Genomic DNA, 11,742 nt, shown 5'->3' on the forward strand with positions numbered 1-11,742 from the left:
TCACCGGACCGATCGCTGGCTTCTCACCCGCCTGCACCGTTACCCTGACCGACATGACGGACCTCCGCCTCGAAGAACTCTCCGCAGCGACCGCCGCCGCGGCCAACTCGCTGACGCTGAAGCCGGGGCAGGAGCAGTTCGTCCAGCCCACCTCGTACGCGCAGGCCGAGTCGGACGTCAAGCCGAGCGCCTCCTGGCCCCGCGTGGTCCTCGACGGGGACGAGGTCGTGGGCCTCATCATCGGCAGCTTCGACGCCGAGAACGCGCAGGAGGAACTCCGCAGCTGCATCTGGCGTGTCAACGTCGCGGCCAACGCGCAGGGGCGCGGGGTCGGTCGTTTCGCCGTCCACGGGCTGGCGGAGGAGGCCCGCAAGCGCGGCTTCGAGCGCCTCACCGTCGTCTACGAGCCGGGCACCGGCAGCCCCGAGGCGTTCTTCGAGGCCATCGGCTTCACCGTCGTGGGTGAGACGCAGTACGGCGACCACTTCGCGGCCCTGACGCTGTAGTGCCGGCGCGGCCCCGCGCCTCCCGGTCGGCAGCCGGCGTTCCGGAGCCAGCCGATCGGGCGCCAGCACATCCGGCGCCTGCCGATCCGGCGCCAGCAGGTCCGGAGCCAGCCGTTCCGGGTGCCGCCGACTTCGGTGCCCAGGTCGCCGCGGTCGTCCGGTCCATCCCGCCCGGGCACGTGATGACCTACGGGGACGTCGCCGCGGTGCTCGGCTCGCGGGCCTCCCGCGCGGTCGGCAAGGTGATGGCGCACGAGGGCTCGGATCTGCCGTGGTGGCGGGTCGTCCGTTCCGGCGGGCTGCCGCCGGTCCACCACGAGGCGCGTGCGCTGGAGCACCACCGAGCCGAGGGCACGCCCCTGCGGTGGTCGCGGGACGACGCCTCCTGGAGGATCGACATGCCCCGCGCGCGCTGGTCACCGACCGACGACGGCTGGTCGGCCGACGACGGCTGGTCGGACTAGAGGCGTCCGCCGGCCGTCACGCCGGGCCGGAGGTCGAACCGGGTGCCCTTCGCGTTCGGCGGCAGCAGGAACATCACGAACAGCGCGAGCGACCCGATGCCCGGCAGCACGTGCAGGAACTGCCAGAACCCGGACAGGTTCGCGTCGTGCAGCCGCCGAGCGCCGAGTGCCAGCCCGCCGATGAGGGTGATCAGCGCCCAGAGCACGAACAGGTAGGACCCGACGGGGTTCTCGAGCAGCGGCGCGTCGGGGGTGAAGACCTGCGGCACGAGCTGCAGCACCAGACCGATCGCGAACGAGGTCAGCCACCACCACCAGAACTCGGAGCGCGAGGCCCGGCCGGTGAACACGGTGTACTTCCGCCAGAACCGTCGGACGGCCTCGGCGAAGGGCGCGCCGTAGAGGGGATCGCGGAGGGCGACACCGCCCGGCTGCACGTCGTTGTCGCTCATCCCCCCACCCAACCACGCCGTCCCGCCGGACTCCGGACGGGACGCGCCCCCGGACGCACATCGCGCCCCGTCGGAGCGGGGCGCGATGTGCGTGGCGGGGCGCGAAGCGCAGCGGTCGTCAGACCAGCGAGTCCCGCCAGGCCGCGTGCAGCTGGGCGAACCGTCCGGTGCCCGCGATGAGGTCGGCGGGCGTGCCGTCCTCGACGATGCGGCCGTACTCCATCACGAGCACCCGGTGGGCGATCGCGACGGTGGACAGTCGGTGCGCGATGATCACCGCGGTGCGGTCGGCGAGCAGGGTCTCGAGGCCCTCCTGCACCAGGCGCTCCGAGGGGATGTCGAGCGACGCCGTGGCCTCGTCGAGGATGAGCACCTTCGGGTCGGCGAGGAACGCCCGGGCGAACGACAGCAGCTGGCGCTGCCCGGCCGACACCCGGCCACCGCGCTTGTTGACGTCGGTGTCGTACCCGTCCGGCAGCGCCATGATGAACTCGTGCGCGCCGACGGCCTTCGCCGCCGACTCGATCTCCGCTCGGGAGGCTCCCGGTCGACCGAGCTCGATGTTGTCCGCGACGGAACCCGAGAACAGGTACGCCTCCTGCGTCACCATCACGATGGCGCGGCGCATGTCCTTCGGATCGAGGTCCCGCAGGTCCACGCCGTCCAGGGTCACGGTGCCCGAGGTCGGGTCGTAGAACCGGGCCATCAGCTTCGCGAGCGTCGACTTGCCGGCACCGGTGGACCCGACGAGCGCGATCGTCTGACCCGAGGGGATGTGCAGGTCGAACTCCGGCAGCACGACCCGGTCGGCCGTGTACGCGAACTGCACGTGGTCGAAGTCGATGCGGCCCCGGGCGTCGGGCAGCTTCGTCGGCTTCGCGGGGTCCGGCACGCTCGGCCGCTCCTCGAGGACGCCGGAGATCTTCTCCATCGCCGCGGATGCCGATTGGTAGCTGTTGTAGAACATCGCCAGTTCCTGCGCCGGGTCGAAGAACCGCTTGGCGTAGAGCGCGACGGCGAGCAGCGCGCCGATCTCCAGTGATCCACCGACGACCCGGAAGCCGCCCACGATGACGACGGCAGCCAGGGTGGCGTTGCCGATGAGGACCAGGCCCGGGTCGAAGATCCCGAACAGGTTGAACACACGGGCGTTCGCCTGCCGGTTCGCCTCGACCTGGACGCCGTACTCGGTCTCGTTGCGGGACTCCTTGCGGAACGCCTGTACCGCGCGGATGCCGGTCATCGTCTCGACGAAGTGCACGATGACGCGGGCGCTGGTCGTCCGGGTGGAGCGGAACAGCTGCTGCGAGCGCTGCTGGAACCACCGCGTCAGGAACCACAGCGGCACCAGGGCGATCGCGAGCACCAGGCCCGAGGTCGGGTCGAGGAACACCAGCGCCACCGCGGTGAACACCATGTACAGGACACCCTGGATGAGCTGGTTCAACCCGGAGTCGAGCAGCTCCCGGATGGAGTCCAGGTCGCTCGTCTGCCGGGAGATGATCCGCCCCGACGTGTACGTCTCGTGGAACTCCAGCGACAGCCGCTGCGTGTGTAGGAACACCCGCTTCCGGAGGTCGAACAGGATCGCCTGACTGATCCGGGCCGCCAGCACCGTGTACCAGGCGGTGAGGACCGCCCCGACGATCGCGATGGTGATGTACAGCCCGACGACGAGGAACGCCGGCATCCAGTCGTCACGGTCGAGCACGGCGGGCAGGGCGTTGTCGATGCCCCACGCGATGAGCGTCGGGCCGGCGACCTGTCCACCGGTGGAGAGCACCACGACGACCGCGATGCCCCAGAGCCGGGCCTTGAGCGGTGCCGCGAGGGAGCTGAGCAGCGTCAGTGACCGGCGGCGCAGCCGACGGCTCTCGGCCTTCGTGAAGTCCTCACGCTCCTCGCCACGTGTCCCGTGGACGGTGATGGACGCGGTGACCGGAGCTGCCGCCTCGGCCGCCTGCGTGCCGGTGCCGACCTGCGCCACCGGCACCGAGCCTCCCGTCGGTTCCTGGTCGACGGTCAGGGGCTGATCGTGATCGGTCTCGTTGCTCATGCCATCGCCTCCTCTCGGTCCTCGGCGTCGTCGTCGTCGAGCGACGAGATGACGAAGCGGTAGTGCTCGTTGGTGGCCATCAGCTCCGAGTGGGTGCCGACGGCGGTGACGCGGCCGTTCTCCATGAGTGCCACGCGGTCGGCGAGGGTCACGGTGGACGGGCGGTGGGCGACGATCAGTGAGGTCGTCTCGGCGAGGACTCGGCGGAGCCCCGCTTCGACGCGTGCCTCGGTGTCGACGTCGAGCGCGGACAGCGGGTCGTCGAGGACGAGCACGCTCGGCCGCGCCGCGATGGCCCGGGCGAGCGCCAGGCGCTGTCGCTGACCGCCGGAGAGGGACAGCCCCTCTTCGCCGACCCGGGTGTCGACGCCCTCGGGCAGGTCGTCCACGAAGGACGCCTGCGCGATGTCGAGCGCCTCGCGCATGACCCGCTCGGCCTCGTCCCCGGACAGGTCGGGCCGACCGAGCAGGACGTTGTCCCGCACGCTCGACGAGAACAGGGTGGCGTCCTCGAACGCGACGCCGACGTGCCGACGGAGCTCGGCGCGGGACAGGTCGCGGACGTCGACGCCGTCGATCGTCACCGATCCCCCGGTCACGTCGTACAGCCGCGGGACGAGCGCCAGCAGGGTCGTCTTGCCCGAGCCGGTGAGGCCGACGAGCGCCATGGTCTCGCCGGGACGCAGCTGCAGCTCGACGCCGTTCACCAGGTCGGGGAACTGCGCCGGGGAGTCCTGGTAGCGGAAGTGCGTCGCGTTGAAGGCGAGTGCACCGTGGGGTTCTGCGATCGTCTTCGGCGCTGCCGGGTCCGTGATCGTGTTCTCGGAGTCCATGACCTCGAAGAACCGGTCCACGGCGGTGCGGGTGTCGAACGTCATCGACAGGAAGAAGCCGATCGACTCGATCGGGAACCGCAGCACGGTCGCCGTCGCGAAGAACGCGAACAGCTGGCCGACGCTCAGCTCCCCCTGGCTGGCGAGCCAGATGCCGGCGAGCAGACACAGCGCGAACGCCACGTCCGGCACGAGCAGCAGCCAGAACCAGATCGCCGCGATCGCCTTGGCCTTCTCGATCTCGGTGCCGCGCAGCTGTTCGGCCTGCTCGGCGAACTCGTCGAGCTTGTACCGACCACGGCCGAACGCCTTGAGCACGCGGATGCCGTGCACCGACTGCTCGACGCTGGTCGCGAGGTCCCCGACCTGGTCCTGACTGCGTCGGGCGACGACCGAGTACTTGCGCTCGAACAGCACGCTGTTCACCCAGACCGGGATCGAGGCCACCAGGAAGATCAGGCCGAGCTGCCACCCGAAGGTGAACAGGACACCGAACCCGATGACGATCGTCACGACGTTGACGACGAGCAGCACGATGCCGAAGGCGAGCCATCGGCGGATCAGCGACAGGTCGGACACCGATCGGGACAGCAGCTGCCCGGACTCCCACCGGTCGTGGAAGGCGACCGGCAGGTCCTGCAGCTTCGCGTACAGCGCGTTGCGCATGCTCGCCTCGATCCGGGTGGACGGCTGCATGACCATCTTCCGTCGGGAGGCGATGAAGAACGCCTCGAGGACGCCGAGCGCGAGCACGCCGAGTCCGGCGGGCCAGATGCGGCTGCCGTCACCGGACGCGAGCGGTCCGTCGACGAGCGCCTGCAGCACGTAGGGGATGACGAGCGCGACGACGGAGGCGCCGAGCGCCGCCAGCATCCCGCCGAACAACCGCCATCGGTACGGCTTGACGTAGGGCCAGATGCGCCCGATGGCGCGGGCGGTGGAGGGGCGCGCCGGTGTCGGCGCCGGTTCCCGGTGGGGTACCTGGGACATGCGTGTGCGTCCTCGTGCTTCGTACGGGCGCAGGTGCGGTCAGGTTGCGTCTGACCGGACGGGAGGCCCGGGGTGCGTTGCGTGGTCTGGTCGGCCGGGTGCCCGCTCGGGCACCACGACAGCGCGCGGAGTCCCTCGGGTTCCGTCGGCGCCGCTGGGACGACGTCGCCCGTGGGGCGGGTGGGGCCGGTCGTGCGCCTAGGCGGACGGCGGTGTCGGGACGCCGGGAGCGGCCGTGTCGATGGACGTCGATCGCGTCCGGGCAGCCGTTGCGGTGGTGCCGGTCGTCGTGTCCATCGTCACTCCAGTCTCGTCGTCGTCACCGTCGTGCCCGCGGTGCTGCCGACCTGAGAAGTCGTCAGCCATGAGGTCGCGGAGCCTTGCAGACTATCGGCAGCGGCTCTCAGGACGCAACCAGGATCTCGTGCTGGTTGCGCCCTGGTCGACGCGGAGTCGAACTGGACTCAGTGGAAGAAGTGCCGCTCGCCCGTGAAGTACATCGTCACGCCGGCAGCAGTCGCAGCCGCGATGACCTCGTCGTCGCGGACGCTCCCGCCGGGCTGGGCGACGGCGCGGACACCCGCCTCGAGCAGCACCTGCAGGCCGTCGGCGAACGGGAAGAACGCGTCGGACGCCGCGACCGAACCGGCAGCACGGTCCCCGGCCCGGTTCACCGCGAGGTGGCACGAGTCGACCCGGTTGACCTGCCCCATCCCGACACCGACGCTCGCGCCCTGGTTCGCCAGGAGGATCGCGTTCGACTTCACCGCGCGGCTGGCCTTCCACGCGAACGCCAGGTCCGCCAGGGTCTGCTCGTCGGCCGGCTCGCCGGAGACGAGCGTCCACGTGGACTGGTCGAACGCCGTGAAGCGGTCGGCGTCCTGCACGAGGAACCCGCCGGAGATCTGCTTGACCTCTCGCTCGGCGAGCGCGAAGTCACCCGGCAGCGTGAGCAGACGGATGTTCTTCTTGCGGGACAGGACCTCGAGCGCCTCCGGGTCGAAGGCGGGAGCGACGACGACCTCGGTGAAGATGTCGGCGATCGTCTCGGCCATGCCGCGGGTCACCGTCCGGTTCGCCGCGATGACGCCTCCGAACGCCGACAGCGGGTCGCAGGCGTGGGCAGCCGCGTGCGCCGAGGCGATCGGGTCACCCGCGTCAGGGGCCGCCACCGCGATGCCGCAGGGGTTGGCGTGCTTGATGATCGCGACGGCCGGCTCGGTGAAGTCGTACGCGGCACGGACGGCGGCGTCGGCATCGACGTAGTTGTTGTACGACATCTCCTTGCCGTGCAACTGCGTCGCCTGGGCGATCCCGGTGCCGTTCGTGCTCGTGTAGAGCGCCGCGGACTGGTGGGCGTTCTCGCCGTAGCGGAGCGTCGCGGTGCGGTCCGCGGACAGCGTGAGTTGCTCCGGGAACGCGCTGGGGGCCTCCTGGCCGTCGTGCTCTGCTGCCGCGGACGTTGCCGACGGGGCGACGACCTCGGACGCGAAGTAGCTGGCAACCGCGGTGTCGTACGCCGCGGTGTGGCCGAACGCCTGCGCGGCCAGACGCTTGCGGAGTTCCAGGGTCGTGCCGCCGGCACGGACGGCTTCGACGACCTCGTCGTACGACGACGGCGACACCACGATCGCGACGTTCGGGTGGTTCTTCGCGGACGCGCGGACCATCGCCGGGCCGCCGATGTCGACGTTCTCGACCACCGTGGCCGCGTCGGCACCCGAGGCGACCGTCTCGACGAACGGGTACAGGTTCACCACGACGAGCTCGAACGGGGCGATCCCCAGGTCAGCGAGCTGCTGCTCGTGCGACTCCAGCCGCAGGTCGGCGAGCAACCCCGCGTGCACGGCCGGGTGCAGGGTCTTCACGCGGCCGTCGAGCGACTCCGGGAAGCCCGTGACGCTCGCTACGTCCGTGACGACGTACCCGGCGTCACGGATGGTCTGCGCGGTGGAGCCCGTCGAGACGAGTTCGACGCCGGCGTCGGCGAGCGCGCCGGCGAGCTCGAGCAGCCCCGACTTGTCGCTCACCGAGATGAGGGCTCGACGCACGGGCACGACGTCCCGGTCGCGGTACAGGCTGGGGTCGGCGGCGTGCACGCTCATGCGGGGGTGGTGCCCTTCAGGTCGATGTGTCCGTTGGCGATGTCGAGGACGGTCTGGATGAGCAGCCGACGCTCGACGGGCTTGATGCGGTCGTGCAGGGTCGACTCGGTGTCGCCGGGCAGGACCGGGATGCGCTCCTGCGCCAGGACCGGACCGCTGTCGACACCGTCGTCCACCGCGATGACGCTCGCGCCGGTCTCGGTGACGCCGGCGGCCAGCGCGTCCCGGACGCCGTGCGCTCCCGGGAACTCCGGCAGGTACGCGGGGTGGGTGTTGATGACCGACGGGCCGAACTCGGCGACGACCGCGGGCGGGAGCAGGCGCATGAGCCCGGACAGCACGAGCAGGTCGGGCGACCACGGGCGGATCTGCTCGGCGAGCGCTGCACCCCACTCGGCGCGGGTGGCGTACCGGGTGTACGGGACCGTGAAGGTCGGGATCGAGTAGTGCTCGCCGAGCTGCAGGCCCTCGGCGTCACGGTCCGCCCCGATCGCGACGACGCGGGCGGGGTACTCGGCATCGCGGGTCGCCTCGAGCAGGGCTCGGAGGTTCGACCCGGTACCGGAGATCAGGACGACCAGTTCGAGCACGGGGACAAGCCTAGCGGGGGCGGGTGCTGCCGGGCGTGCGGGCAGGCTGATCGTACGGCGTCCATCATCATCGCCGGTCGTCCGCAGTGACATCTGGTACTGGAGTGTGTAGCGTCAGGTCCTCGCCCAACTCGTCCTCGACGCAACGATCCGGAGTCATCGTGATCCTTTCCCTCCCTCCTCTCGCCATCGCCGGTCTCGCGGCCGTCGTCTCCTTCGCGGGCGCACTCGTGCCGACGCATCCTGCCGACGCCGCATCCGTCATCGACACTCCTGCCGCCGCTGCTGCAGCAGCAGCCGCACAGGAGGCGGACCCGGTCCTCAGTGCGCTGCAGGCTTTGGAAGGGAAGCAGTCCGCCGCGGAGATCGATCGGATCGTCGACACCGGACACGTGGTCGCCACGTACACCGAAGGCACCTCGTCGACGATCGTCGCGGCCGTGGACCTCGGGCCGGCGTCTCGCGGACTCTCCTTCGTCGCACCCGGCTGCAGTGCCGACAGCCTGTGCATGGTGAACACGAGCAACTCGCCGAGCGCCTACACCGGCGTGGGATCGCTCACCGGAACGTGGAAGCGCATCAAGAGCGCCGCCGCCCGAGGCCGCAATGCCCGCTTCACGTGGAGCGGCGGCGCGCTCACCGTCGGCGCCGGGCAGATCAACTACTTCGGCTCACCCGTCACGATGACGAAGGTCAGCAGGTGACCGGCTGACCTTCGCTCAGGCGTCGTCGTCGCCCTTCGGCTTCCGCCACCAGGGCAGCTCGTCCTCGGGGATCTGGTCCGTCGTGTCCCAGGTCGTCGCCCGCGGCGCGGGTCGCGCCGGCGGTTCCGGGTCGACGTCGTCACGGCCGGCGACGAACTCCTCGGTGCTCCACGGGAAGGCCGGCTGTTCGTCCGTCCGCGGGACGGGAGGCGCCTCCCGCCGTCCCGCGGGACCGGCGGGCGCCTCCGCGGACGACCGCTCCCCTGGACGACCGGCACCGCCCGCACGGTGGCGCAGGTCGTCCGCACGGTCGCGGAGGCCACTCGCACGGTCGCGGAGGTCACCGGCGCGGTCGCGGGCACCGGACGCGGCAGCCCGGAGGCGTGCCCGCATGCTGCCGACGGCCGGCGCTGCTGCCGCCCGGTCGTCGACGCGCTCTGCCGCGACGGCGTCGGTCCGTGCCCAGTCGGGCAGGTCGACGTCGGTGGCGACGGCAGCGGTCGAGACGGGTGTGGGTGTGGGCGCGGGTGTGGCTGCGGGCGCTGCCTCCGCCACGCGGTCGTCCTCGTCCTCGTCGACGGCGTTCGGCGATCGGTCCGTTCCCGCGTGCGCGGTCGTCACCGCGTCGTGCTGCTCGTCGACCGAGAACCGATGGACTTCGGTGGTCCGCCCGGCTCCGGCGGACTCGAGCGCGGCGATGAGCGAGCCGTGCTCCGGAGTCGCGTCGGCGGTGGCGAGGTCGTCCTCGGTCTCGTGCCAGCGCTCGCCGATCCACGAGCGCTCGGGCAGCCGGACCAGGTCGCTGCCGATCGCGAGCGCGATGAGGGCGGGGATGCCCACCTCGAGCGCGGCGAACCCGCCCACGGCCAGCGCATGCGGTCCGACGTCGGCCAGGCGCCCGGGTCCGACGGAGCCGGACGACATCCAGGCGAGGCCACCGATGACGACGCCGGCGACGAGTCCGGTCACGACACCACCGATCGCCCGGTACAGCGCCGAGTCGGCGGCACCGAGCATCCGCACCAGGCGCGGCCGCATCAGCCCGCCGACCGCGAAGCCCGCGACGACGGGGACCAGGATCCAGACGAGTCCGAACGTGTGCCCGGAGGTCGGCAGCGCACCGAGGACGGGGATCGCCGGCACCGGCCCCAGTGCCGTGCCGATCGGGGACACTGCGGAACCGGTGCCGATCGCGAAGCCCGGGCCGACGAGCCAGGCCGTGGCCCAGGCGACGAAGTCGGGGATGAACGCGAGTTGGCCGACGGTCAGGGCGAAGCCGCCGACCAGTCCGGCGTGCGAGCGTTCGTAGAGGGTGATGACCTCGGCGAACGAGACCAGCAGCACGAGTCCGACGAGCACTGCGGCGACGGCGACGACGCATGCGGTCGCGACCGTGCCGGCGCGCAGGCCGAAGCCGACGACGACCCGCCACAGTGTGGGGATCCGGTCGACCAGGTCGACGATGCGCGCGGTGACCGGGTCGGCGGCCAGGCCTCGGCGTCGGCGGCAGACCTCGGCGGAGACGACCGCGGGGATCCCGAACCAGAGCGCCGGTGCGACGACCGCCTGCCAGGTGGTCGGGTGCGTGGCCGCGCTGGTCGAGCTCAGTGCGACGAGGAGCCCGAGGACGGCGACAGCGGCCGTCCCGACGAGGATGCCGGTCACGCGGTGCTCGGTCTCGGCGAACCGACGTCCGGCGCGCGCGCCCAGCCAGGCGGTGACGACGGCGAACCCGAGGGCGGCGAGACTCACCCCGATCGGCGCGGAGGCTCCGGACAACCCGGTCGCCTTCGCCGCGGCGGCCCCGAGCGTGAACGTCACGTCGACGCCGTGTCCGATCAGCCAGACGTTGCCGGCAGCGGTCCAGAACACGTCCCAGTCGACCTGGAGCCCGTACTCGAACGCCCACAGCAGGGTGAGCGGGACGAGCGCGATGCCCACGCCGACGCCGACCGTCACGATCGCTTCGATCACGGCGAGCAGAGCGGTTCCCAGGCGGTTCATCGCAGCGAGGATACGGCGGCCACCTCCGCGCTCGCGGGTGCCGCGCGGCTCCCCCGGCAAAACACCGGTGGACGGACCAGCCCGACCACGGACGGACGGGAGGCGCGGTGCCAGCCGGCACCGCGCCTCCCGTCCGCAGGGGGCCTGCGACTACTTCGCCGCGACGACCTCGCGCAGCAGCGCGGCGGTCTCGGACGGCGTCTTGCCGACCTTGACGCCGGCAGCCTCGAGCGCCTGCTTCTTCGCCTCGGCCGTACCGGCGGAACCGGACACGATCGCGCCGGCGTGGCCCATCGTCTTGCCTTCCGGGGCGGTGAAGCCCGCGACGTACCCGACGACCGGCTTCGTGACGTGCGCCTTGATGTAGTCGGCGGCCCGCTCTTCGGCGTCGCCACCGATCTCACCGATCATCACGATGGCCTCGGTCTCGGGGTCGGCCTCGAACGCGGCGAGCGCGTCGATGTGCGTCGTCCCGATGACCGGGTCGCCGCCGATGCCGATGGCGGTCGAGAAGCCCAGGTCACGCAGCTCGTACATCATCTGGTAGGTCAGGGTGCCGGACTTCGACACGAGACCGATCGGGCCCTTTCCGGTGATCGTCGCCGGGGTGATGCCGACGAGCGACTCCCCGGGGGTGATGATGCCGGGGCAGTTCGGCCCGATGATCCGGGTCTTCGCGCCGAGGGCCTTGGCGTGCGCCCAGAACTCGGCGGAGTCCTGCACGGGGATGCCCTCGGTGATGACGACGACCAGCGGGATCTCGGCGTCGATGGCCTCCATCACGGCGTCCTTCGCGAACGCCGGCGGGACGAAGACGATCGAGACGTCGGCACCGGTGGTGTCGATGGCCTCGCGCACCGAACCGAAGACGGGCAGCTCGACGTCGCCGTGGGTGACGGTCGTGCCGGCCTTGCGGGCGTTGACACCGCCGACGACGTGCGTCCCGGCCTTGAGCATGAGGGCCGTGTGCTTCGTGCCCTCACCGCCCGTGATGCCCTGGACGATGACCTTGGAGTCCTTGTTGAGGAAGATCGACAT

11 protein-coding genes are annotated in these 11,742 nt (G+C 71.3%); 3 read left to right on the forward strand and 8 right to left on the reverse strand.

The annotated features are described in order from the left end of the window. Positions 1-53 precede the first annotated feature (53 nt). Positions 54-506, forward strand: a complete 453-nt coding sequence (locus tag DEI89_RS07820) for a GNAT family N-acetyltransferase (RefSeq protein WP_110903587.1) — start codon at positions 54-56, stop codon at positions 504-506. After that, the gene (locus tag DEI89_RS18235) at positions 506-970 is read left to right on the forward strand and encodes an MGMT family protein (protein WP_110903489.1); all 465 of its coding nucleotides are present in this window, start codon (positions 506-508) and stop codon (positions 968-970) included. The genes DEI89_RS07820 and DEI89_RS18235 overlap by 1 nt, the downstream gene beginning before the upstream one ends. On the opposite strand, the gene DEI89_RS07830 is transcribed toward DEI89_RS18235, so the two are convergent. The 6 genes from DEI89_RS07830 to purN all read right to left on the reverse strand — a co-directional run bounded on the left by DEI89_RS07830 (position 967) and on the right by purN (position 7,996). Continuing rightward, a complete protein-coding gene (locus DEI89_RS07830) occupies positions 967-1,422 on the reverse strand; it encodes a DUF805 domain-containing protein (protein WP_110903490.1) in 456 nt (151 codons plus the stop codon). The genes DEI89_RS18235 and DEI89_RS07830 overlap by 4 nt on opposite strands. Positions 1,423-1,540: 118 nt before the next feature. Further along, positions 1,541-3,349, reverse strand: coding sequence for an ABC transporter ATP-binding protein (locus tag DEI89_RS07835; protein ID WP_110903588.1), 1,809 nt, complete (start codon positions 3,347-3,349; stop codon positions 1,541-1,543). Positions 3,350-3,474: 125 nt separating this feature from the next. Further along, positions 3,475-5,301: an ABC transporter ATP-binding protein gene (locus DEI89_RS07840; protein WP_110903491.1), complete on the reverse strand. Its 1,827-nt coding sequence runs from the start codon at positions 5,299-5,301 to the stop codon at positions 3,475-3,477. A 198-nt stretch (positions 5,302-5,499) separates the two neighbouring features. After that, positions 5,500-5,667, reverse strand: a complete 168-nt coding sequence (locus DEI89_RS17645; RefSeq protein ID WP_181421552.1) for a hypothetical protein — start codon at positions 5,665-5,667, stop codon at positions 5,500-5,502. Positions 5,668-5,765: 98 nt separating this feature from the next. Beyond that, positions 5,766-7,406 carry a bifunctional phosphoribosylaminoimidazolecarboxamide formyltransferase/IMP cyclohydrolase gene (gene purH, locus DEI89_RS07845; RefSeq protein ID WP_110903492.1) on the reverse strand — a complete coding sequence of 547 codons (1,641 nt, stop codon included), beginning with the start codon at positions 7,404-7,406 and terminating at the stop codon, positions 5,766-5,768. Next, on the reverse strand, positions 7,403-7,996 hold the full coding sequence (purN, locus tag DEI89_RS07850; RefSeq protein WP_110903493.1) for a phosphoribosylglycinamide formyltransferase: 594 nt from the start codon (positions 7,994-7,996) through the stop codon (positions 7,403-7,405). Before purN ends, purH begins: the two co-directional genes overlap by 4 nt. 161 nt (positions 7,997-8,157) lie before the next feature. Between purN and DEI89_RS07855 the strand changes: the two genes are divergently transcribed. Then, entirely contained in the window at positions 8,158-8,700 is a 543-nt protein-coding gene (locus tag DEI89_RS07855; protein ID WP_110903494.1) for a hypothetical protein, read from the forward strand. 15 nt (positions 8,701-8,715) lie between these two features. On the opposite strand, the gene DEI89_RS07860 is transcribed toward DEI89_RS07855, so the two are convergent. Continuing rightward, positions 8,716-10,704: a DUF6350 family protein gene (locus DEI89_RS07860; RefSeq protein WP_110903495.1), complete on the reverse strand. Its 1,989-nt coding sequence runs from the start codon at positions 10,702-10,704 to the stop codon at positions 8,716-8,718. A gap of 150 nt (positions 10,705-10,854) precedes the next feature. Further along, positions 10,855-11,742 carry a succinate--CoA ligase subunit alpha gene (gene sucD, locus DEI89_RS07865; RefSeq protein ID WP_110903496.1) on the reverse strand — a complete coding sequence of 296 codons (888 nt, stop codon included), beginning with the start codon at positions 11,740-11,742 and terminating at the stop codon, positions 10,855-10,857.

It is taken from the genome of Curtobacterium sp. MCBD17_030 (genome assembly GCF_003224255.1).
Taxonomy (GTDB): Bacteria; Actinomycetota; Actinomycetes; order Actinomycetales; family Microbacteriaceae; genus Curtobacterium.

What these genes read in the sequence shown, in the direction of transcription:
- sucD (WP_110903496.1), bottom strand. Translation starts at nt 11,742, where the DNA reads ATGTCGATCTTCCTCAACAAGGACTCCAAGGTCATCGTCCAGGGCATC.
- DEI89_RS07840 (WP_110903491.1), bottom strand. Translation starts at nt 5,301, where the DNA reads ATGTCCCAGGTACCCCACCGGGAACCGGCGCCGACACCGGCGCGCCCC.
- DEI89_RS07830 (WP_110903490.1), bottom strand. Translation starts at nt 1,422, where the DNA reads ATGAGCGACAACGACGTGCAGCCGGGCGGTGTCGCCCTCCGCGATCCC.
- DEI89_RS07860 (WP_110903495.1), bottom strand. Translation starts at nt 10,704, where the DNA reads ATGAACCGCCTGGGAACCGCTCTGCTCGCCGTGATCGAAGCGATCGTG.
- DEI89_RS17645 (WP_181421552.1), bottom strand. Translation starts at nt 5,667, where the DNA reads ATGGCTGACGACTTCTCAGGTCGGCAGCACCGCGGGCACGACGGTGAC.
- purH (WP_110903492.1), bottom strand. Translation starts at nt 7,406, where the DNA reads ATGAGCGTGCACGCCGCCGACCCCAGCCTGTACCGCGACCGGGACGTC.
- DEI89_RS07820 (WP_110903587.1), top strand. Translation starts at nt 54, where the DNA reads ATGACGGACCTCCGCCTCGAAGAACTCTCCGCAGCGACCGCCGCCGCG.